Genomic DNA, 23,251 nt, shown 5'->3' with positions numbered 1-23,251 from the left:
GTCTGAAAAGACTGGGGTTCTTTTGTTTATAGATACCACGTGTTCGCCATGCGGGCTCGGTTCGTCGCCTTTCTTTGAAAACGGATCAATCCCAAAACCTGTGGAGCGATAAAAATTAAGCATAAATATTTGTTAGTCTAAAAAGGAAAAATTCTATATTTCTAACCGCTCTGAATTGAGATCTAAACGCTTTTATTTTAGCATTGAATGACTTAGCCGATGAATTTGTGCTTCTATTATCAAAATAGTTTAATATTGTTTGGTAGTGATTCATTATTGATCTTGAGATTGTATTGAAAGATTTAAAGGTTTAAACCCTGATTGATTTACTTTTTCATGCCATCTAGCGAGCCTTGAAAGACCAATAATTTTATCGGTTGTTCTCTCAAAGATTGTTCTTAAATCTTGAGCTAAGTCATAGGCTTTTTCAATATAGGGATACAATTCAAACAACAACTTGGCACGTTCTGCTTGATTTTCGGACCATTTTGATTTGTTTTTATATAAGAAATAGCGACTTCTTGCCAATAATTGTTTGGCAGTATCATCATTTGCTAATAGTATAGGGTTGTATTTTTTCTTTGATGATTTTGCTTTTTCTATAGCTTTATTCTGGAGGTCAATTGCTTGCCAACGATACTAGATTCTGATTTCTTGTAAAGCTTCTTAAGCTAACTTTTGAACATGAATTTAGCGAAGCGGTATCTCGAATTCCAAAATTTCAATGAAAATATATGAGTAAACCGGTCGGTTACCCTTGTGGCATTTGGAAAGCACATCTTGGCAATTAATGCCATATTTGCTGCCATGTACAATGTAATTTCCGAGACTTGATTGCGTTGTTTTAGAGAGATTTTTTTGATAATTGCAATAACAGTATTGGCTTTAGTTCCGGCAATCATTGCAACTATAGTTCCGTTCTTTCCTTTTGCTGCTTTATTGGTTAAGATAGTATAGAATTCTGCGTTGGAGAGAGAAGTTTCATCAATCGATAAACGTTTGCTTAAGTTTTTTGGAAAAATAAGCCATTGTTTGGCGTGTGATAGTTCATCCCACGTTTTGAAATCACTTAGGAAATCTTTGTATTGATGTTGCAGATTTTTGATACTAACTCCATAGAAAGAAGTAATGGCTTTACAATCATTAGGCTTCGAATCTATTGATCTCTTTTAAAAAATACGCAAACTTTTTACTGATGACGCTGCTAAACAAATTCACGAAAATAGATACGGTGGGCAAATAGCTTGAGGTGATTATGATATTGATATGAGTAGTAGTGTAACTAGTGGCACTTTTGGAGTTAGTAAGGAAATAGACGCTTATAATACACAGTATTAATTTGAGGGTAATATTGAATATTGTACTTGCTAACTTTACCCGCATAAAAGTTAAGAATAAAAGCCTTAATTTTAAATTATGAAAAAGAAAAGGAAAATTTATTTTAATCAACAGTAATAAGTGCCAAAAAATTGAAGTTATTGTCTAAAACAGAATGTTACGCCAATAAAAAACACTTCTTATTAAAAATAGTTGCTAAATTGAATTTATAAAACCAATCAAACGCTTATTTTTGCGCTATGGCAAAGAAAAATACAGACAAAGTTGTCTTTCATCAAATAAAAGTCCTTGATGCTGGTGCAAAAGGCGTATCGGTAGCAAAGGCTCCCGATGGTAAAGTAGTTTTTATCCCGAATGTGGTTCCGGGTGACGTGGTTGATGTGCAAACTTTTAAGAAGCGCAAGGCGTATTACGAGGGAAAAGCAGTTCATTTTCATGAATATTCGGAGCATCGTGTTGCACCTATTTGCGAGCATTTTGGTGTTTGTGGCGGTTGTAAATGGCAGAATATGAAATACAGCCAACAATTGCATTACAAACAAAACGAAGTGAAAAATCATTTGCAACGCATTGGAAAAATAGAACTTCCTGAATTTGAGTCAATTCTTGGTTCGGAAAAGCAATTTTTTTACAGAAACAAAATGGAATTTTCATTTTCTAACAGCCGTTGGTTGACCGAAGCGGAAATTGGCAGCACCGAAGATCTAGGAAATAGAAACGCACTTGGTTTTCATATTCCGAAAATGTGGGATAAAATTCTGGACATCAACAAATGTCATTTGCAAGAAGATCCATCGAATGCCATTAGAAACGAAGTAAGAGACTTTGCCAATGCGCATGGACTGACTTTTTTTAATCCAAGAGCACATGAAGGTTTGCTTAGAACGCTGATGTTGCGAACCGCTTCTACTGGTGAAATCATGGTTTTGATCCAGTTTTTCGAAAACGATAAAACCAACAGAGAATTACTTCTGGATCATCTTCACAAGAAATTCCCACAAATCACTTCGTTGCAATACGTTATCAATAATAAAGCCAACGATACTTTATACGACACCGATATTAAATTATATAAAGGAAGAGATTACATCTTGGAAGAAATGGAAGGATTGAAATTCAGTATTAACGCCAAATCTTTTTATCAAACCAACTCTGACCAAGCCTATGAATTGTATAAAATAACGCGCGATTTTGCCGGACTTACCGGAAACGAAATCGTGTATGATTTATACACCGGAACTGGAACAATTGCACAGTTTGTATCTAAGAATGCCAAAAAAGTTATTGGAGTTGAAAGTGTTCCAGAAGCCATTAAAGATGCCAAATTAAATGCGGAACGCAATGAAATTACTAATTGTGAGTTCTTTGTAGGTGATATGAAAGTGGTTTTCAACGATAGTTTTATAGCACAAAATGGACACCCTGATGTGATTATTACTGATCCGCCAAGAGACGGAATGCATAAAGACGTAATTGAACAAATCATGAAGATTGCGCCTGATAAAGTAGTTTATGTCAGTTGTAATTCGGCAACACAAGCGCGTGATTTGGCGTTGATGGATGAGAAATACAAAGTGACCCGGGTACGTCCTGTGGATATGTTTCCACAAACACATCATGTAGAGAATGTTGTACTTTTAGAAAGAAGAAAATAGTGGTCAGTTTGCAGTTTTTAGTATTCAGAACTTAAATTACGGAACACTAAAAACGGCACACTGAACACTGAATAGTATTATATGAAAAAAACATTTTTATTGTTATTGTTTTTCGTTTTCGCTTTCTCCAGTTGTGAGAAAGATGATATTTGTGATGCAAATACCCAAACTACTCCAAGATTAGTGATAGAGTTTTATGATTTTTCAAATCCTTCTGTTCTAAAAAATGTAACAAATCTAAAAGTAGTTGGTGAAGGAATGACGGATGGAATTGTTTTTAATGGTCTCCAAACTACAAGTGCAAATAAGATTTCGATTCCATTGAAAACAGCCAAAACTAGCACCAGTTATAGTTTTACGCTGAACTCTGGAAATCCTAATTCAGCATTGGTTGATGAAGATAATATACAATTTAAGTATACTACACAGGAACTTTTTGTCTCCAGAGCCTGTGGCTACAAAACAATATTCACATTGGATCCAACAAATCCATATACACATACTGATGCAACAACGGCAAATCAAAAATGGATACAATTTATATCGGTTGAAAGAAGTAACATCGAAAATGAAAATGAAATACACATTAAGATCTTTTTTTAGTTTTGGTCTCCTGTTGTCGTTGACTTTGATGCAAGCGCAAGAGAAAACACCTGTGAAAGATAGCACGAAAACTACCCAAACAGATGAAATCATTCCCGAAACTCCATTGCAGCGGGTTGGAATCAATACGGAACCAAAAAATAACGATTCGATTCCCATAAAAACAGATCGCTATGGGATACGTGTAGGAGTTGATTTATTCAAACTGACGCGAGCTTTATACGACCAAAATTATAAGGGAATTGAATTTGTAGCCGACTATAGGTTGACTAAAAAATATTTTTTAGCGGCCGAAATTGGTAATGAAAATAAAACTACAGCTGATGATCGCGTCAATTTTACCACCAAAGGTTCCTACATAAAAGCCGGTTTTGATTATAATGCTTATGAAAACTGGCTGGATATGGAAAATGTGATTTCTATAGGAATGCGCTACGGTTTTAGCACATTTAATCAGGAATTAAACAGCTATCGCATCTACAATGCAAACCCTTATTTTGGTGAAGTCCCGGAAATTGTATCCGGCAAAAAGTTCAGTGGACTATCCGCCAGCTGGATTGAAGTGGTGGCTGGAATAAAAGCTAAAGTATTTGACAACGTATTTATGGGATTCAGCCTTCGATTGAACCGATTAGTAACCAATAAAGAACCGGAAAATTTTTCCAACTTATATATTCCTGGATTCAACAGAACTTATGATGGCAGTTTTGGAGTAGGATTCAATTATACGGTGACGTATTTTGTTCCTATTTATAAGAAAAAAGTGAAACCTATTGCAGTCCCAAAAAAGTAGATAAAAAAATAACCGCTAATTCGCTAATTTTTATTTAGTGCAAAAAATTGGCAAATTAGCGGTCACTATTTTAAAAATAGAATGTCTTAGGATTTCTAAACTATCCTATTTCCTTAATTCCTTTCATCAAAATCCACTTCATGAATAATTTCTCTCCGTCTTTGGTTTTTATCGCATGGAATTTTGGTGATAAAAGTGTTCCTATGACAAATGCAGTTAACGGAATCCATAATCCGGTTAAATTCGTGTAATGTTCCACTACATATCTCGCAGAAATAAATAAAATCGCAAAACATCCCAATTGATATAAGAATGCTCGTATTTGTAATTTAGTCATTTTTTAAGTTTTAAAATTTTAAATTCAAAGGTCGAAAGTAAAAACAGAATACTAGTTTATTCAGCATTATCAGTTGTTACCTGAAACTTTGTTCTTTTACTGCCTTCATACATTTCGTATTTTACTAAACGGGCTTCTAAGCCGGCATTGAAAAGTTTAATTTTTCTGGAAGGTTTTAGACCTACATATTTCAAAGCTTCCAAGTTTGCTGTAATCATCCAAGCATTCGTGCCAGGGTAGTTTTTCTTTAAAGTATCGCCAATGTTTTTGTAGAATTCTTCCATGTGAATATCCAATCGCTCATCATACGGCGGATTGAAAACAATATGAAGTTTCCCTTCGGAAGACTTCTCGGTATCAAAAAAGTTTTGTTCCTCGATAGAAATATACTCCTCCAGATTGGTATTCTTGATATTGTCTTTGGCTTTTTGAACGGCACTTGGTGCTTTATCATAGCCTTTTATGGTGTAATGAAACTCCCTAACGCGTTTTAGTAAACTGTCTGAAATACTATCAAACAAATCATTGTCCCAATCGTTCCATTTTTCGAAAGCAAATTCCTTACGGTTGATATTTGCAGGAATATTACAGGCAATCATTGCTGCTTCAGCCAGAAATGTTCCGGAACCACACATTGGATCTAAAAAATCCGTTTGACCGTCCCAACCAGAAAGCAGTAAAATTCCTGCGGCCAAAACCTCGTTTATAGGAGCAATATTGGTAGCAGTTCTATATCCACGTTGGTTCAACGGATTACCTGATGTATCCAGTGCTACTGAAACCTGGTCTTTATCAATATGAATATTGATTCTCAAATCAGGATGTACTTTATCAATGCTAGGTCGTTGCCCAGTTCTCTCTCTGAACTGATCCACAATTGCATCTTTACATTTTTGAGAAACAAATTCCGTGTGGTTAAAATATTCTGAATGCACGGTGGTATCAATCACAAAAGTCTGATTAGCACCAATCAATTTAGACCAATTGACTCCCGAAATTCCTTTGTATAAAGCCTGTTCATTATTAGCCTTGAAAAAATAAATTGGCTTTAGGATTTTCAAAGCCGTGCGCAAAGATAAATTCGCTTTGTACATGAACCCTTTATCGCCTTTAAAACTTACCATTCTCACACCTTGCTCTACGTTTTGTGCACCAAGGATTTGCAATTCTTTTGCTAATATTTCTTCAAAACCAAAAAAGGTTTTGGCAATCATTTTATAATTATTTTCCATTTGCGCCCTTTACCCCTCAAAGGGGAAATTGTTATCGTTATATTCGGCAAAAATACACTAAATTTGCATCAATCGAATTAATTGAAAAAGAATAAATGTCTGCAGCACAAAATCCGCCAACTGAAAACCAACTTAAATCAACTGAAAACTGGTATACTTCCTGGTTTGACACTCCGTATTATCACATTCTGTACAAAGACCGAAACTATAGAGAAGCACAGATTTTCATGGATAATTTGACGCATTATCTCAACTTGCCTGAAAAAGCTAATGTATTGGATTTAGCCTGTGGCAAAGGCAGACACTCTATTTATTTGAATCAATTAGGTTTTACGGTTTTGGGTGCGGATTTATCAGAAAACAGCATTGCCGAAGCTACTAAAAATGCAAATGAAACCCTTCATTTCAAAGTACATGATATGCGGGAACCTTTTGATGAAAAATACGATGCCATTTTTAATTTATTTACTAGTTTTGGTTATTTCGAAAATGACCAAGATAACCTGACTACGCTAATCGCAATCAAAGAAAGCCTATCGGAATATGGATTTGCTGTGATTGACTTTATGAACGTCACCCAAGTTATCGAAACACTGGTTCCCGAAGAAACTAAAACGGTCGAAGGAATCGATTTTCACATGAACCGTTATCTGAAAGAAGGATATCTGTATAAAGAAATTAAATTTGAAGACAAAGGACAAAAGTTTCACTTTACCGAAAAAGTTAAAGCATTAAACCTAAAAGATTTTGAGATGTTAATGGAAGAAGCCGGTATTTATTTGTTAGATATTTTTGGCGATTACAAATTAAAAAAATTCCATAAAACAGATAGTGAACGACTAATCATGATTTTCAAATAGTTGTTGGGTTAATTGGTTAATCGTTTATAAGGTTAATCAAAAAAAATAAACCGGAAGAAGATCAACAAATAAACGATTCAACAAAGAATATGAATTACCTTTTACCTTTACTTTCCGTACTTATAGGATATAGTATCGCCTTGGTTTTAAAACCAAAAAATAAAACCAATCTAAAATTACTATTGGCCTTTAGTGGTTCGTTTCTGCTTTCCTTGACCGTAATGCATTTGTTGCCAGAAGTTTATGAAAGTGTAAATCCAACTATCGGACTCTTTATTATGCTTGGAATATTGTTCCAAATTATATTGGAATTTTTCTCAAAAGGTGCTGAGCACGGACACGTACACGGATATGAAACCATGACCCAAATCCCGTGGTTATTGTTTATCAGTCTTTGCATTCATGCCTTTCTGGAAGGATTCCCGGTAAGCCATCATCATGATTTAGCGGTAGGAATTGCCATTCATCATTTGCCTATAGCCATTATTTTGACTACTTTTTTCATCAATTCAAACCTGAATAAAAAGGCTATCTTTTTCTTCATGATCACTTTTGCAGTCATGACGCCGTTGGGAACTGTTCTATCGGATTATTTGCCCATATTAAACGATTATTATACTGAAATCACAGCCATTGTAATTGGGATATTATTCCATATCTCTTCCACCATTATTTTTGAAAGTAGTGAAGGACACAAGTTTAACATCGCCAAAGTTTCCATGATCGTGATAGGAATTGCGCTGGCGTATTTTATATAATTTTACAATTTGGGCGTGACCGCAAGGGTCGGGCTATATGTTGCAATCTTTTTTATTCCGCTGTCGCTACATAAAAAAGGATTTCCACTTCTATCCCTCACGCAAGAAATAAATGTACGGGCACCTCGCGAGTTGTCCCTTCAAAAAAAATAAATATGGAATTCAAAAAAACCACCGAGCAATCCTCAAAATACGATCATTTAGAAAAAATGTCGGTTCAGGAATTGCTTTCTAATATCAATCAGGAAGACAAAACCGTTCCTCTTGCCGTAGAAAAAGCCTTGCCACAAATAGAAACTTTAGTGACTGAAATTGTTACCAAAATGAAACTCGGCGGACGATTATTCTACATTGGCGCAGGAACATCCGGTCGTATCGGGATTCTTGATGCATCGGAATGTCCACCAACTTTTGGAGTCCCTTTCAATTTAGTAATCGGGATTATTGCTGGTGGAGATACCGCAATCCGCAAAGCCGTAGAAAATGCCGAAGACAATACAACTCAGGCTTGGATAGACTTAAAAGCTTTCGAGGTAAATGAAGATGATGTAGTTATAGGAATAGCAGCTTCCGGAACAACACCTTATGTTATTGGAGGATTGCAAACTTGCAACGAAAATAATATTACTACAGGAAGTATTTCTTGCAATGCAGGAAGTCCGCTTTCGCAAACCGCAAAATTCCCTATAGAAGTAGTTGTTGGGCCCGAATTTGTAACTGGAAGTTCCCGTATGAAAGCAGGTACGGCACAGAAACTGGTACTCAACATGATCTCAACAGCCACTATGATTCAGCTGGGAAAAGTAAAAGGCAACAAAATGGTCGACATGCAACTGAGCAACAGCAAACTCATAGATCGTGGCATAAAAATGATACTGGGAGAAATTTCTGTTTCCTATAAAGAAGCTGCCGAATTATTAAAAAAACACGGAAGTGTGCGAAAAGCAGTTGATAATTACAAAAAGTAACACTTGTTTTTCAACATATCGATTACCTTTGAAGAGTAAACCTATAAACAAGAAAAATGGCAACCAACAAAGAACTTTTATCTAAAGGAATTAAATATTTGGCAGGTGCTTTGCCTTTGCTGTTTATTGGTCCAATTGTCATTACTAATGCTTTTATGAATCAACACAATGTTTGGCACTATTTAGTTTTAGCAATAGGTATCATTACCTGCATCAGTGCAATGTATTTGATGTATTTGGGACTAAAAACAATTATGAAAAGTTTATTTAATGACTAATGGAAAACCTAATTCACGTTCAAAAAACATTCGAAAAAATTATTTACGTCGATAAAAAAGTAAATAACAGAGAATTTGAGGATTGCGTATTTAGAAACTGCGATTTATCCAATAGTGATTTTTCTTATAGCAGTTTCATGGATTGCGAGTTTATTGATTGTAATCTGGCTATGACTAAATTATCCGGAGCAAGCTTAAAAGGGATACAATTCAAAAACTGTAAATTACTTGGAATTCAATTTGAAGAATGTGATGATTTCTTGTTTAATGTCAGTTTTCAGGAATGTGTTTTGGATTATTCTTCGTTTGCCAATAAAAAAATGCCAAAGACAAAATTCATTTCCTGTTCGTTAAGAGAAGTAGGTTTTGTTGGGACCAATCTTACGAGTTCCGTTTTTGACAATAGCAATCTGGATGGTGCTGTTTTTAATAATACGCAATTAGCTGGAGCCGATTTTTCAAAAGCAACTGATTTTAAAATTGATCCCGAATTCAATCCGATGAAAAAAGCAAAATTTTCGACACAAGGAATTATTGGTCTTCTGGACAAATATGATATTAAAATACAATAATCTACTACCCCAGATGGAAGTGAAAACCAAGCAAGGCTTAAAGCTATTTTTTCTTGACTAAAAAGAACGACTAAAAGAAGTTCCTTTTTTGTCAATAGAAAAAAAAATTAAGCCTTGGGAGTTGCAACGCACAGCTGGATTAGGTACTAAAAAAAATAAAAATGAAAAAAATAATATTTCTTCTCCCACTGCTATTGCTGTTGTCTTGTTATACTACAGAGCGCAACTGCAAAGATTTTAAAACCGGAAAATTCAAATTTGAATATGACGTAGACGGTGTTACGAAAACGGCTTTTTTTGAGCGCAACGACAGTATTGAAATTGAGACTTTTGAAGGAAAAACGGATACAGCTTCCATTCGTTGGATCAGTGATTGCGAATATGTACTGCAAAAACTGCATCCTAAAAACATGGCTGAAGAAAAAGCTATTGGTATGAAAATTTTGACTACATCAAAAAAATCGTATACCTTTGAGTTTGGAATGGTTGGTTCTGATGCCAAACAAAGAGGAACAGTAACAAAGATTTCGGATTAAATATTTTAAATCAAACAATTATAACTACATAAAATGGAAGTATTTTTAAATCCTGATGCTTGGGTAGCACTGTTAACATTGACGTTTCTAGAAATCATACTGGGTATTGATAATATCATCTTTATCTCGATTGTTACAGGAAAATTACCCGTTGAAAAACGAAAAAAAGCCACGCAAATTGGTTTATTTCTAGCCATGTTCATGCGGATTGCGTTGTTATTTGGGATTACACTTCTTATTGCAATGAAAGAACCGTGGTTTAGTGTGGATTGGGGTTGGTTCTCTGCTCATTTTAACGGGCAAGCGATGATATTATTGGCCGGTGGTATATTTCTGATTTACAAAAGTACCAAGGAAATTCACGAAAAAGTAGACCATAAAGGAGAAGAAGAAAAAAATTTAAAAACTTCGGCGGCAAAATCATTTGCTAACGTTATTGTCCAGATTTTGTTGATTGACCTTATTTTCTCCGTAGACAGTATTTTGACTGCTGTAGGCATGACTAACGGACTGGAAGGTGCATTGTATATTATGATTACGGCTGTTTTAATTTCTGTAGGGGTTATGATGCTGTTTGCGGTGCCGGTTGGAACGTTTGTAAACAACAATCCATCTATACAGATTTTAGGTTTGGCATTTTTAATTCTGATTGGTTTTATGCTGATCACGGAGAGTATGCACTTATCCGAAGCAGTATTGGTAGGCCAATCTGTAGGAGTGGTTCCTAAAGCTTATTTGTATTTTGCAATTGCCTTTTCATTGGCTGTCGAGTTCCTAAACATGAAAATGAGAAAGAAAAAATAATTATTTATAAAAAAAATGCTCCAAATCGGAGCATTTTTTTTATTCTAAACTTAATATTATCTGACCGTCATCATCGCGCTGTATGCCTGAATCGTCAGCATTAGTTTCCCCTTTTACTTCCAATTCTTCCGCAATAATTTCCTCCGGTGCTTCATAAGGCAAAGAGTCCAGCAGGTTTACTTGTTTTAACTTATCAGCGGTTAATTGATTCCCTAGTGCTTTAAATCCTTTGAGTGCAATAAACGACTCTATATCTACAGTTATATTTTCTTTTTGAACGCCTTTCACTTTTGTGAAAACTAATTCAGCTACTGGACGATACTCTGTTGATACAATTTCAAGGTGTGAATTAGCATGTTCTGTAATAAAACTTTCCTCTTTGTTTTCGGTTTCCACCAAAAAGCGTTTGATGTAGTAACGTTCTTTTTCACCATCATAATAAATGGCTGAAATTGGTTTTTTTGGAATCCATTTTTCTAAAACGATCATATCTTCATCGAAATGTGTAGATAATTCTGGTGTAATTACCTTTACTTTTCCGGATTGCGAAAGGATCAAAATTTTATCATTAGGTCTAAATTCGCCTAACAGTTCTCCTCTTCCATCCACATTAAGTCTTTGTACGGTTTCATCAAACCATACTTTTCGAGGCAATAATGTTGAAATTCCTTTTTCTTTTAATTCAATTTTCTTGATTGGATATTTAGTGACTAAATTTCCTTTCGAACCTCTTCCTTTTATAGCTAAACTCGCAAAATCAATGTCGAATTTTAGTTTTTTGACAGTTCCCACCTGACGCAACATAATGGTAATTACTTCTGCCTCTCCGTTTGGATTACAGGAGAAATACACCACTTGTGATCCTGTACTTTCATTCGTCAGATCATACGCTTTGTCTCTAGTCACACCTGAAACATTGAATCGTTTTATATAAGAAGGTCCTGATTTTCCGTCACGGTAAATCGTATTGTAAATGGTCCGTTTATCACTTTTGTCAAAAATGGCAATATGAATGATATCTTTTCCCACAAAGGTTTTCGCATCTACCTTGGTAATTATCATTTTTCCGTCACGCAGAAAAACAATTACATCGTCAATGTCAGAACAGTCTGTAACATATTCGTCTTTTTTTAAACTCGTTCCTACAAAACCTTCTTCTCTGTTTACGTATAATTTAGTATTTCTAAGGACTACCTTCGTGGCTTCGATATCATCAAAAACACGAAGCTCAGTTTGGCGTTCTCTCCCTTTACCATATTTCTCTTTTAATCGTGTGAAATAGGCTATAGCAAAATCAATCAGATGTTCTAAATCGTGTTTCACTTGTTCAATATCTCCTTCCAGCGCTTGAATTTTATCTTGAGCCTTGTTGCTGTCAAATTTAGAAATTCGCATGATTCGGATGTCCAATAAACGCAGAATATCGTCTTCGGTAACGGCGCGCTTCAGGTGTTTAATGTAGGGTTTCAGTCCATCATCTACCGCTTTAATGACGCCTTCCTTAGTGGTCTGTTCTTCAATATCACGATAAATTTTATTTTCGATAAATATACGTTCCAAAGAAAGAAAATGCCATTGCTCCTCTAATTCACTCAACTGGATTTCGAGTTCGCTTTTCAGTAATTGGACCGTTCTGTTGGTCGAAATTTTCAACATCGCAGAGACTCCAATAAACAGCGGTTTGTTGTCTTCAATCACACAGCCTAATGGTGCCACCGAAGTTTCACAGGCCGTAAAGGCAAACAATGCATCAATGGTTTTATCAGGAGAAACACCCGGAAAAAGATGAATTAATATTTCGACCTCAGCAGCGGTGTTATCTTCAATTTTCTTGATTTTGATTTTCCCTTTTTCATTGGCTTTCAAAATACTGTCAATCAAAGTCGTCGTATTGGTCGAAAACGGAATCTGGGTAATTACCAAAGTATTTTTATCTAGCTGACTAATTCTGGCTCGCACACGGATACGTCCACCACGCAATCCATCGTTATAATTGGATACATCTGCAATTCCCTGTGTCAAGAAATCAGGATATAAAGTAAACGGTTTTCCCTTTAATATTTTTATCGATGAATCGATTAATTCATTAAAATTATGAGGCAATACTTTCGTAGAAAGACCTACTGCGATTCCCTCGGCTCCGGAAGCTAATAATAATGGGAATTTAACTGGCAGGTTATTGGGTTCTGCCCGTCTTCCGTCATAGGACACACCCCAATCGGTAATTTTTGGAGAGTACAACACTTCTAAAGCAAATTTAGACAAACGTGCTTCAATGTAACGCGAAGCCGCAGCACCATCACCTGTCAGAATATTTCCCCAGTTACCTTGACAATCAATCAGTAATTCTTTTTGCCCTATTTGCACCATCGCATCACCGATACTCTGATCTCCGTGAGGATGATATTGCATGGTGTGCCCAACAACATTGGCCACTTTATTGTAACGACCATCATCCAGCTCCTTCAAAGAGTGCATGATACGGCGTTGCACCGGTTTAAAACCATCTTCAATAGCCGGTACGGCACGCTCTAATATTACATACGAGGCATAATCCAGAAACCAGTCCTTATACATTCCCGTAACTTTGGTAATGGTATCGTTGCCGTCTTCTTGATTGTCGTAAAAATGCTGGCCTTTCGAGGTTTTTTCTTCAGATTGATTTTCATTAATCGAATTATCTTCTTCCTGACCTTCTGGTAATATGTTATCGTCTTCTTCGTCTTTCATTATCTTGATTCCGAAATTAATTGTATTAAATCTTCTCTGCTTAGCAGAATTGTTTTGTATTTGCTAGCAAAAATTTGCTCATTCTTTTCAGGTAAAGTATATTCTAAAACCAAATCACTTTTGTTTTGGCACAGTACAATTCCTATGGTTTTATTTTCATCTTCAAAACGCATTTCTCGGTCATCTTAATTGACATACATTTGCATTTGTCACAAATCTTGGTGTTTTAATTCTCCTATTTTTAAATCAATCAGTATAAAACATTTAAGAATCCTGAAATTTTTTGATAATTTAATTTATTTAAATCTACAGACACTGTCTGCGCTTTTTGAAATTTGAATTCCGCAGTCAGTGATTGCGAATTTCGAATTTCTAAAATCCGGGTCAATGAATCGGATTTTGAATAAGTTATGTAAAATTGTTTTATTTGTTCTAAATTCCGAATCGAAAACCCTTTTCCAAACTGAATAGTCAACTGTTCAGAAAGTCCTTTTAGTAGTTGCTTTCCGCATTCAGCTCGTTCTTTTCCGCTTTGCTCTTCTTCAACAATCATTCTTCCCATTTCAAAATAGGTGTAAACCATTGTTGAATTTACGGTACGTAAAACCTGTTGACGGGTATTTTGCAACAGCGCGACCACTTGAGAAAATAAAATTTTATTTTGAGAATTATTTGGAATTGTATTTTCTTCGTCTTTCATTAAATATATTCTATTGAATAGTAGTTAATTATATTTTTTGTCTTAAAATGCTAAAACGAATATTTTTCTTTACAAATATGCTCTTCTTTTGTGACACTATTTCCATTTTTATCCAACTCTTTTTTTACAACTGTTTCACATTCCTTGTGATCATCGCTCTTTATAATAAAAAAAGTAGCTGAAAAACTGATCACAAATAGTAGGGCAATAAGAATAAGTATTCTTTTTGTAGGCATTTTATAATTATTTAAATTTTCTCAATCACATCTAATTCCACCTTCAAATTCTTGATGATAAATTCCTGTCTGTCCGGCGTATTCTTGCCCATATAGAACGACAATAATTGCTCAATCGAAGTGTTTTTATCCATCATAATGGGTTCTAAACGAATGCTTTCGCCTATGAAATTTTTGAACTCATCCGGTGAAATTTCACCTAGTCCTTTGAATCGGGTAATTTCTGGTTTTGGTTTTAATTTTTCAATAGCATTTCTTCGTTCCTCATCAGAGTAACAATAAATGGTTTCTTTCTTGTTTCTAACCCTGAAAAGTGGCGTTTGCAAAATGTATAAATGCCCTTCTTTTATCAATTCAGGGAAAAACTGCAGGAAAAAAGTAATCAATAACAAGCGAATATGCATTCCATCAACATCCGCATCTGTAGCAATTACGATGTTGTTATACCGCAATTTTTCTAAGCCATCTTCAATATCCAGTGCCGCTTGCAGCAAATTGAACTCTTCATTTTCATATACAATTTTCTTGCTCATTCCATAGGAATTCAAAGGCTTACCACGCAAACTAAAAACGGCTTGCGTATTTACATTGCGCGATTTAGTAATGGATCCGGATGCAGAATCTCCCTCGGTAATAAAAAGCGTGCTTTCCAGATTTTTAGGGTTTTTAGTATCTGGGAGATGCGCCCTACAATCTCTTAATTTTTTATTGTGCAGATTTGCTTTTTTGGCACGATCTGTCGCTAATTTTCGTATTCCGGACAATTCTTTGCGCTCTCTTTCGGCTTGAATAATTTTTCGTAATAATGCTTCTGCGGTTGGTGGATTTTTATGCAAGTAATTGTCCAATTTGGTTTTCACAAAATCGTTTACAAAAGTACGCACGGAAGGCATTCCCGGTTCGGATCCCATGTCAGTTGAACCCAATTTAGTTTTGGTTTGCGACTCAAAAACAGGCTCCATTACTTTGATGCTGATCGCTGTAACGATTGATTTTCGAACATCAGAAGCTTCAAAACTCTTGTTGTAAAACTCCCTGATGGTTTTAACAATTGCTTCCCGGTAGGCTGCTAAATGTGTTCCGCCTTGAGTCGTGTTTTGTCCGTTTACAAACGAATGGTATTCTTCGCTGTATTGGGTTTTGCTGTGCGTCAAAGCAATTTCGATATCCTCACCCTTCAAGTGAATGATAGGATATTCTAAATCCTCAGCATGAATAGTTTCTTCTAATAAATCTTTCAGACCATTTTCTGAAAAATATTTTTCACCGTTGAAAAGAATTGTCAAACCATTGTTTAAGTAACAATAATTTTTGAGCATTTTGATTACATATTCATACCGATATTTATAATTTTTGAAAATTGCTTCATCTGGAATAAAAGTAACTTTGGTTCCTTTTCGCTTGGTGGTTTCGATAATATCTTCTTCAAGGACAAGGTTTCCTGCTGAGAATTCTGCTGCTTTTTGTTTTTCATCCCTAACGGATTCTACTCTAAAATAATTAGACAACGCATTGACTGCTTTTGTCCCTACTCCGTTCAGACCAACTGATTTTTTAAACGCAAGCGAATCATATTTTCCGCCGGTATTCATTTTGGAAACTACATCAATCACTTTTCCCAAAGGAATTCCACGTCCATAATCCCTGACCGTAACGGTTTTATCTTTGATAGTGACCTCGATTGTTTTTCCAGCACCCATAACAAATTCATCGATACAGTTATCGAGTACTTCTTTCAGCAGAATATAAATTCCGTCATCTGAAGAGGAGCCGTCGCCTAATTTTCCGATGTACATTCCGGGACGCATGCGAATATGTTCTTTCCAGTCGAGTGACCGAATGTTGTCTTCGGTATATTGATTTTGATCGGACATTGTAGGTTTTGTGGATTTGGTGCTAATGTAGTGTAATTCGATAAAATTTAAAACAGGAAGTCATCAAAGTTATTAAGAATGATATTGACAACCGATTTAGAATTAACGATTTTAGATTGCAGATTTCAAATTGAAATTGATTTTTGATATTCGAATTTAAAAAATCTTGATAATCTCTTTCAACTGATTGTCTAATTCAGCATTAGAAATCTTATTATTTATCACATCAAAATTAGCCTCAAAACTAGGCAATGAAAAAGTCGCTTTTATGTTTCCGCCATAAAAGGGGAAAGCGTTATTTGCAATTCCCAAAACGCTTGCTCCGCCTCTGGCTCCGGGAGAAGTAGCCATCAATAACATGCGTTTTTCCTGAAAAACCTTCGCATTTATTCTGGTACACCAGTCAAAAACATTTTTGAAAGCGGCAGAATAATTTCCGTTATTTTCCGCCATGGATACCACTAGAATATCAGCAGTGGCAATTTTAGCCAGAAATGATTTTGCTAATTCATGCTGACCAATTTCTTTTTCTATATCGACGGTAAATATCGGCATTTGGAAATCATTTAAATCCAGCACCTCAACTACTGCATTTTCAAAAAGATTCGCTGCGTAAGTCGCTAATTTTTTGTTGATCGAGTTTTTGCTGGGGCTTGCGCCAAAAGCGATTATTTTCATGATACTTTATTTTGACTAAAAGTACTAAAAATTGGTTCAGCTCCAAAATAATTAGCCACAGATTGACCCATTTTGAAAACAAAGATGAAACTATGAAATATGATATTTGCAAAATCAATTTTACCCCAGAGTGAAATGGAAAGCATTTTTCTGATCAATCTCATTTTTTTCTTGACAAAAAGAGTAACCAGCGGAAGCTCCTTTTTTTGTCTTAGAAAAAAGAGATTGTTGGAGAAATATTACTTCATTAAACTTTTATTTTAATTGGAGTTCAGTGAACTTCGTTTGAAGTGGAAAGCTGGATTGGGTACAAAAAAGTCGAAAGCTAATACTAACTTTCGACTTTATGACTTTGGACATTATGACTTATTTACACGTTGAATCTAAAATGCATCACATCACCATCTTTTACGATGTATTCTTTTCCTTCTACTTTGAATTTCCCGGCTTCTTTACATTTAGCTTCGGAACCGTAATGTACAAAATCCTCGTATGCAATCACTTCGGCGCGGATAAATCCTTTTTCGAAATCAGTGTGAATTACTCCTGCAGCTTGTGGCGCAGTTGCCCCAACATCTATAGTCCAAGCCCGAACTTCCTTAACGCCTGCGGTAAAATAAGTTTGTTGCTTCAATAATTTATAAGCTGCACGTATCAAGACTGAGGCTCCGGGTTCGCTTAAACCCATATCTTCCAGAAAAACCTGACGCTCTTCGTAGCTTTCTAATTCGGTAATATCAGCTTCAGCACCAACCGAAAGAATAATTACTTCCGCATCTTCATCTTTGACCAATTCCCGAACCTGATCCACATATTTGTTTCCATTTACTGCTGAGTTTTCATCAACATTACATACGTATAAAACTGGTTTTGCTGTAATTAACTGAAACGCTTCCATCAAAACCTCTTCATCATTGTTTTGAGGAATTACTATTCTAGCTGATTTTGCCTGAAGCAATGTTTCTCTGATTCGGTCTAAAAGAGCTTTTTCGGTTTGTGCTTCTTTATTTCCCGTTTTAGCGGCACGATTTACTTTTTCTAAGCGTTTTTCAACATTCTCCAAATCCTTCAATTGCAGCTCGATGTCTATGGTTTCTTTGTCGCGGATAGGATTTACATTTCCGTCAACGTGAACAATGTTATCGTTATCAAAACAGCGCAAAACGTGGATGATCGCATTACATTCTCTAATGTTTCCAAGGAATTGATTTCCTAAACCTTCCCCTTTACTAGCTCCTTTTACTAATCCTGCAATATCAACGATATCGACAGTTGCCATTTGCACGCGTTCTGGTTTTACTAATTCTTCCAGTTTTTCCATTCTGGAATCCGGAACATTTACAACACCTATATTGGGTTCGATGGTGCAAAAAGGAAAGTTGGCACTTTGCGCTTTTGCATTGGATAAACAATTGAATAATGTTGATTTTCCAACATTTGGTAATCCTACAATTCCTGCTTTCATATGTAGATAATATTTATTTTTAATGGAGTATAGTATCGTCACTTTTGCTGTTTTTAAACAGATTTCATCACGATTTTGTAATGCTTTTTTTGAATGACACGCTAAACGTAAAATTTAGTAGCTACCGCTAAAAGTATGCAAAGATAAGATTTTAAAAATGTTTAAATAAGTAAAATTTCAGATTAAACGTATCTGAAATATTTTTTATAAAAAAACGAAAAATTTACTAATATTTTGTTAAAAAAAATTATATTGCGATCGATTTAAAACCAAACCAAAAATCAAACAAAACTTATTATGAGAAAATTTGCATTATTATTATTTCTATTAAACATCTCGTTTCTTTTTGCACAAAAAGAAGTCTCGGGTGTTGTAAAAGAGAACACCGGCAATGCTTTGCCTGGTGTAAACATTGTTGAAAAGGGAACTCAAAATGGGGTTTCTACTGATATGAATGGAGCATACAAGATAAAAGTTAAAGACGGGGCTACTTTAGTTTTTAGCTATGTAGGTTTTGCTAAATTAGAAAAAGCAGTTACAAGTGCTGTGCTGAATGTTGTCTTATCAGAAGAAGGTGGACAAAATTTAGATGAAGTTGTAGTTACTGGGACCAGAACGGCGCCAAGAAGTAATACCACATCAGCGCTGCCCATTGATGTCATTTCTGCAAAGGATTTAGCCTCAACTGGACAGGCTTCTTTTGACAAAGCTTTACAATACAAGATCCCATCGTTCAACACGGTTCAGACTCCGGTAAATGATGCAACTTCATTACTGGATCCGTATGAAATCAGAAACATGGGACCCAGCAGAACCTTGATCCTTATCAACGGGAAACGTAAAAACATGAGTTCTTTGCTGTATACGCAAACGTCTCCGGGACGTGGTGAGACGGGAGCAGACATTTCTGCAATTCCTACAGATGCGATCGAAAGAGTAGAAATACTTCGTGATGGAGCATCAGCACAATACGGATCAGATGCGATTGCAGGAGTTATGAATATTATATTGAAAAAGAATACTAATTACGGATCTGTAACTCTTAGAAGTGGTGTTACCTCAGAAGGCGATGGAGAAATGCTAGGTATAAGTTTAAATAATGGATCAACAGTAGGCGACAAAGGTTTCGTTAATTATACAGTAGATTTTTCTAAAGTGAACTTAGCGAACAGACCCGGTAAAGTTGATGCAGCTGCTGAAGCTAATGGAAATACAGGTTTTGGAGCACCTTTAGCTGATGTCCAAGCTTTTCTTGCAAAATATCCGGATGCTGGTAATGTGAATGGTTCTCCAGAAACTGCTGCAGCAAAATTCTTAGTAAATGGTGGTATTAATTATACTGAAAATACGCAGTTATATTATAATGCCGCTTATGTGTATAAGAAAGTAAACTCATTTGCTAATTACAGAACACCGTATTGGAGAACATTAGATGAATATCCTTATTTATTAGACTTATTTGGAGACGGAACAAACCCAAGTTCTTATGTGGGGTATGTTCCTACTTTTACCGGGGATTTAAATGACTACAATGCTACAATAGGGTATAAATCTACTAAGAATGAATGGAATACAGATGCTAGTATTACAACAGGCGGTAACAAACAAAGCTATACGGTTAGTAATTCTCACAATAGATCTGTGTATTCTAATGGAGATTTTGTTTACGGTGGTTCAAGCCCAATCTCTTTCAGACCAGGAGGAACATCGTTCAACCATATCGTTGGTAATTTAGACATCTCTAAAGTAGTATCTGATAAAATCAGTATCGGTTTTGGATCTGAATTTAGAACAGAGAATTTTGAAATAATTGCAGGTGATGAAGCATCTTATTTTGGCGTTGGTGCAGATTCATTTCAAGGAAATAATCCTGAAAATTCAGGAAAATTCAATCGGTACAATTTAGGTGGTTATTTTGATGTTGCGTATGATGTTACAGAAGATTTCTTGGTTAATGGGACAGTACGTTACGAAGATTACAGTGATTTTGGAGCAGCAACCGTTTGGAAAGTTAGCTCTAGATATAAATTTCTAGATGACAAAATCACTTTAAGAGGTTCGCTTTCAACTGGTTTTAGAGCGCCATCATTACACCAAATTTACACTCAAAAATCACAATCCTCTTTCGAAGCTGGTGGAGCCATTGTAGTTACAGGTTTGATAAACAATGTTTCATCTGCAGCTAGACAAAATGGAATACCTAAATTAGATGCTGAAAAATCGAACAACTTAACTTTAGGTTTTGGATTAAAACCGTCTAAAGATTTTACCTTTACACTAGACTATTATAATATTAAAGTAAAAGATAGAGTCTTATTAAGCAATGAAATTGCATTTGAAGTTGACACAAATAACAAGCCAACTAACAGACAAAGCTTCTTTGTAAACGGTATGGATACTAAAACTTCTGGAGTGGATGTTGTTGCCAGCTATAGAAACATTCTATTAGGATCAGGAAAATTAGCACTTAATTTCTCTGGAAATTACACCTTCGAAAATGAAAGAGACGGAGCTGTAAAAGATCCTCAAAGCATTAAAAACTTATCCGGTCCTTTAGCAAATCAAACCGTTATTGACGCTACTCAGGAAGCATTACTTTTTACATCAAGACCAAAATTTAAGTATATTTTTGGTGGAGATTATGAGATTGGTAAATTTGGATTCTCATTAAACAATACTGTTTTTGGACCTACAAAATTCAAAAACGCAGGTATGAGCGATGATTTAAGAATCGAATTTTTAACTAAAGTAGTTACTGACTTAGGCGTTACGTTTTCTGCAACAGAGAAATTAACGGTATCTCTAAATGTAAATAATTTATTAAACGTTCTACCAGAATGGCAATTCAAAGCGGAGAATGCAGCTGGAACGGCTTTAATAAATAATGCAGTAGGCATCAAAGAACAGTCTAACTTGATTACTTTCAACCAACGTTACTCTCAAATGACGTATGATGGATATCACTTTAGCCAATTAGGAACAATGTTTAATTTATCATTAAACTATAAATTCTAATTTAAGTATTTAATTAATTATAAAGGGCTGTCAATCGACAGCCCTTTTTGGTACTAATAATTAATAGAACAAAGGATTATTTTTGTTTTATTAAATTGATTTTTAGGTATTTAATTCGCGTTTATGTAGTTGCACTATAGCTCAAAAAAATCAATTTTTGGGCCTTTCATCAAGTGAAAAATATTTTTTTGTCTGCTCCTTAAAAAGAGGTAGTTCCACAGGTTTCTCCTTTTTAAAATATAAACAAAAAAGGCTACTCATGTATCCGATTTAGAAAGATTAGAGAAACTATTTTCTTTGACAATCATTGCTTTTGTATGGTGTTATAAAATTGGTGACTATTTAGATGAAAACATCCAAATAATAATAAAAAAACATGGAAGAAGAGCAGTAAACGTTTTTAAATATGGATTTGATTACTTGTCAAAATTTATTTTAACAGGATTTAAGTTTTTAGAAAACAATCTGTTTTACTTTTTGTCATGTACTTAACTAAATGATCCTAAAAAAAACGGCGTTTAAAGGAACTGTAAACGCCGTTTGATTTTATATAAAAGAGATTAGTTATCGAATTGCGTTTATATATTCCTCGATTTTACCGGTACCATTTTCAGTTAAATGCTGAATGAAAGCGCTTCCTATAATTGCTCCTTTGGCAAACTGAGTGGCTTGATTAAAGGTTTCCTTGTTATTGATGCCAAAACCTATTACTTGAGGGTTTTTCAGATTCATCTTGGCAATGCGTTTGAAATAGTCTTCTTGAACGCTTCCAAAACCGGATTGTGATCCTGTAACGCTCGCGGAACTTACCATGTAAATAAATGCATCAGATACACTGTTAATAAAGTTGATGCGCTCGTCAGAAGTTTGTGGTGTAATTAAGAATATATTTTTCAATCCGTATTTCTCGAAAGTTAATTTATATTCATCTGCATATACGTCAACGGGAAGATCGGGAATGATTAACCCGTCAATGCCAATCTCCGCACATTTCTGGCAGAAATTCTCGATTCCGTATTGTAACATTGGGTTGAAATATCCCATAATCACTAAAGGAATAGATACTGTTTTACGAATGTCTTTTAATTGGTCAAACAAAACTTGTGTCGTCATTCCGTTGTGCAATGCTTGTGTGGAACTCGCTTGAATCGTTGGTCCATCAGCCAATGGATCACTGAACGGCAATCCTATTTCAATCATATCCACCCCGCTTTTTTCTAAATCCTGGATGATTTGTACGGTATCGTTAAGGTTGGGATATCCTGCCGAGAAATAGATGGAAAGGATCTTCTTAGTGTCTTGTAGTTTTTGATTTATTCGGTTCATTGTCGTATTTTTTTATTCTATTTTAGGATCTTTTTTACCTTGGAGTTTTAATTGGAATGTTTAGATAGCGGCGCTGTACGCCCAAGCTTTTTGGTCGGATTGCAAATGCACTTCAACACGTTTGTAATGCAATCCTTCGTACAAATCCGTTTGGCGAAGTTCTTGTGAAGAAACGGAATACACCATTCCGTTGATGGTGTCTTCCGGTTTTTGGGTTTCGGTAATAATGGGGTAGTGCACTAATCCAAATTCTTCTTCAATTTGGATTTCTTTTATGATGTAACCAATTAGTGTTTGAGGAGTTCCCTCAAGAATACGCCCAAAAAGATCTTTTTGTATGTCCACATTTTGTAAGCTGCTGTAAGCGAATAATTTTTCCATAGTTTCTATTTTTAAAATATGAATTGAACGTCATTTTTATGTTGTTTGGTTTGCGTTAAGGATTACTTCACTAAACTCTTATTTTTTATTGGAGTTCAGTGAACTTCGTTTG

At 35.2% G+C, this 23,251-nt stretch carries 22 protein-coding genes and 1 pseudogene; 11 read left to right on the top strand and 12 right to left on the bottom strand.

From position 1 onward, the window contains the following. Positions 1-115 precede the first annotated feature (115 nt). Positions 116-1,097: pseudogene (locus EKL96_RS12925) on the bottom strand (ISL3 family transposase). A gap of 480 nt (positions 1,098-1,577) precedes the next feature. Here EKL96_RS12925 and rlmD point away from each other — a divergent pair. From rlmD to EKL96_RS12910, 3 genes are all read left to right on the top strand, one after another. After that, the gene (gene rlmD, locus EKL96_RS12920) at positions 1,578-2,993 is read left to right on the top strand and encodes a 23S rRNA (uracil(1939)-C(5))-methyltransferase RlmD (protein WP_126463077.1); all 1,416 of its coding nucleotides are present in this window, start codon (positions 1,578-1,580) and stop codon (positions 2,991-2,993) included. 81 nt (positions 2,994-3,074) lie between these two features. Beyond that, positions 3,075-3,596: a DUF6452 family protein gene (locus EKL96_RS12915; protein ID WP_126463076.1), complete on the top strand. Its 522-nt coding sequence runs from the start codon at positions 3,075-3,077 to the stop codon at positions 3,594-3,596. Next, complete coding sequence (locus EKL96_RS12910; RefSeq protein WP_126463074.1) at positions 3,568-4,389, top strand: DUF6048 family protein; 822 nt, start codon at positions 3,568-3,570, stop codon at positions 4,387-4,389. The genes EKL96_RS12915 and EKL96_RS12910 overlap by 29 nt, the downstream gene beginning before the upstream one ends. A 100-nt stretch (positions 4,390-4,489) precedes the next feature. Here EKL96_RS12910 and EKL96_RS12905 read toward each other — a convergent pair whose 3' ends face one another. Further along, the gene (locus tag EKL96_RS12905; protein ID WP_126463073.1) at positions 4,490-4,726 is read right to left on the bottom strand and encodes a hypothetical protein; all 237 of its coding nucleotides are present in this window, start codon (positions 4,724-4,726) and stop codon (positions 4,490-4,492) included. Positions 4,727-4,782: 56 nt separating this feature from the next. Continuing rightward, entirely contained in the window at positions 4,783-5,958 is a 1,176-nt protein-coding gene (locus EKL96_RS12900; protein ID WP_126463071.1) for a class I SAM-dependent RNA methyltransferase, read from the bottom strand. A gap of 95 nt (positions 5,959-6,053) precedes the next feature. Between EKL96_RS12900 and EKL96_RS12895 the strand changes: the two genes are divergently transcribed. The 7 genes from EKL96_RS12895 (at position 6,054) to EKL96_RS12865 (ending at position 10,734) form a co-directional block, all read left to right on the top strand. Further along, entirely contained in the window at positions 6,054-6,818 is a 765-nt protein-coding gene (locus EKL96_RS12895; protein WP_126463070.1) for a class I SAM-dependent DNA methyltransferase, read from the top strand. An 89-nt stretch (positions 6,819-6,907) separates the two neighbouring features. Next, positions 6,908-7,576 carry a ZIP family metal transporter gene (locus EKL96_RS12890; protein WP_126463068.1) on the top strand — a complete coding sequence of 223 codons (669 nt, stop codon included), beginning with the start codon at positions 6,908-6,910 and terminating at the stop codon, positions 7,574-7,576. A 155-nt stretch (positions 7,577-7,731) separates the two neighbouring features. After that, complete coding sequence (gene murQ / locus EKL96_RS12885; RefSeq protein WP_126463066.1) at positions 7,732-8,544, top strand: N-acetylmuramic acid 6-phosphate etherase; 813 nt, start codon at positions 7,732-7,734, stop codon at positions 8,542-8,544. Between the two features lie 56 nt (positions 8,545-8,600). Then, a complete protein-coding gene (locus tag EKL96_RS12880; protein WP_126463064.1) occupies positions 8,601-8,822 on the top strand; it encodes a DUF6095 family protein in 222 nt (73 codons plus the stop codon). Then, positions 8,822-9,394 (top strand): pentapeptide repeat-containing protein, encoded by a 573-nt coding sequence (locus tag EKL96_RS12875; RefSeq protein WP_126463062.1) that lies wholly within the window; start codon positions 8,822-8,824, stop codon positions 9,392-9,394. Before EKL96_RS12880 ends, EKL96_RS12875 begins: the two co-directional genes overlap by 1 nt. Positions 9,395-9,555: 161 nt before the next feature. Further along, positions 9,556-9,930, top strand: a complete 375-nt coding sequence (locus EKL96_RS12870) for a DNA topoisomerase IV (RefSeq protein WP_126463060.1) — start codon at positions 9,556-9,558, stop codon at positions 9,928-9,930. A 33-nt stretch (positions 9,931-9,963) separates the two neighbouring features. After that, a complete protein-coding gene (locus tag EKL96_RS12865) occupies positions 9,964-10,734 on the top strand; it encodes a TerC family protein (RefSeq protein WP_126463058.1) in 771 nt (256 codons plus the stop codon). Between the two features lie 39 nt (positions 10,735-10,773). On the opposite strand, the gene EKL96_RS12860 is transcribed toward EKL96_RS12865, so the two are convergent. From EKL96_RS12860 to ychF, 7 genes are all read right to left on the bottom strand, one after another. Next, the gene (locus EKL96_RS12860) at positions 10,774-13,464 is read right to left on the bottom strand and encodes a DNA gyrase/topoisomerase IV subunit A (RefSeq protein ID WP_126463056.1); all 2,691 of its coding nucleotides are present in this window, start codon (positions 13,462-13,464) and stop codon (positions 10,774-10,776) included. Beyond that, positions 13,464-13,637, bottom strand: a complete 174-nt coding sequence (locus EKL96_RS14515) for a PDDEXK nuclease domain-containing protein (protein ID WP_233579311.1) — start codon at positions 13,635-13,637, stop codon at positions 13,464-13,466. Before EKL96_RS14515 ends, EKL96_RS12860 begins: the two co-directional genes overlap by 1 nt. Before the next feature lie 77 nt (positions 13,638-13,714). Beyond that, positions 13,715-14,164, bottom strand: coding sequence for a DUF1016 N-terminal domain-containing protein (locus EKL96_RS14510; protein WP_126463055.1), 450 nt, complete (start codon positions 14,162-14,164; stop codon positions 13,715-13,717). A gap of 50 nt (positions 14,165-14,214) precedes the next feature. Further along, on the bottom strand, positions 14,215-14,400 hold the full coding sequence (locus EKL96_RS12845; RefSeq protein WP_126463053.1) for a hypothetical protein: 186 nt from the start codon (positions 14,398-14,400) through the stop codon (positions 14,215-14,217). A gap of 11 nt (positions 14,401-14,411) precedes the next feature. After that, a complete protein-coding gene (locus tag EKL96_RS12840) occupies positions 14,412-16,274 on the bottom strand; it encodes a DNA topoisomerase IV subunit B (RefSeq protein WP_126463051.1) in 1,863 nt (620 codons plus the stop codon). A 156-nt stretch (positions 16,275-16,430) separates the two neighbouring features. Then, on the bottom strand, positions 16,431-16,952 hold the full coding sequence (locus EKL96_RS12835; RefSeq protein ID WP_126463048.1) for an NADPH-dependent FMN reductase: 522 nt from the start codon (positions 16,950-16,952) through the stop codon (positions 16,431-16,433). A 370-nt stretch (positions 16,953-17,322) separates the two neighbouring features. Continuing rightward, positions 17,323-18,417 (bottom strand): redox-regulated ATPase YchF, encoded by a 1,095-nt coding sequence (gene ychF / locus EKL96_RS12830; protein ID WP_126463046.1) that lies wholly within the window; start codon positions 18,415-18,417, stop codon positions 17,323-17,325. 297 nt (positions 18,418-18,714) lie between these two features. Between ychF and EKL96_RS12825 the strand changes: the two genes are divergently transcribed. Then, positions 18,715-21,432, top strand: a complete 2,718-nt coding sequence (locus EKL96_RS12825; protein WP_126463044.1) for a TonB-dependent receptor — start codon at positions 18,715-18,717, stop codon at positions 21,430-21,432. A gap of 564 nt (positions 21,433-21,996) precedes the next feature. Here the strand turns inward: EKL96_RS12825 and trpA are convergent. Together trpA and EKL96_RS12815 are read right to left on the bottom strand one after the other, a co-directional pair. After that, the gene (gene trpA, locus EKL96_RS12820) at positions 21,997-22,758 is read right to left on the bottom strand and encodes a tryptophan synthase subunit alpha (RefSeq protein WP_126463042.1); all 762 of its coding nucleotides are present in this window, start codon (positions 22,756-22,758) and stop codon (positions 21,997-21,999) included. A 60-nt stretch (positions 22,759-22,818) separates the two neighbouring features. Further along, a complete protein-coding gene (locus tag EKL96_RS12815) occupies positions 22,819-23,139 on the bottom strand; it encodes a gamma-glutamylcyclotransferase family protein (protein ID WP_126463040.1) in 321 nt (106 codons plus the stop codon). Between the last annotated feature and the right edge of the window lie 112 nt (positions 23,140-23,251).

Origin of the sequence: Flavobacterium sp. LS1R10 (genome assembly GCF_003968825.1) — a bacterium.
Classification (GTDB): Bacteria; Bacteroidota; Bacteroidia; order Flavobacteriales; family Flavobacteriaceae; genus Flavobacterium.
Note: the sequence above shows the minus strand (reverse complement) of the source record. Positions and strands in the feature narration are given on the sequence as shown.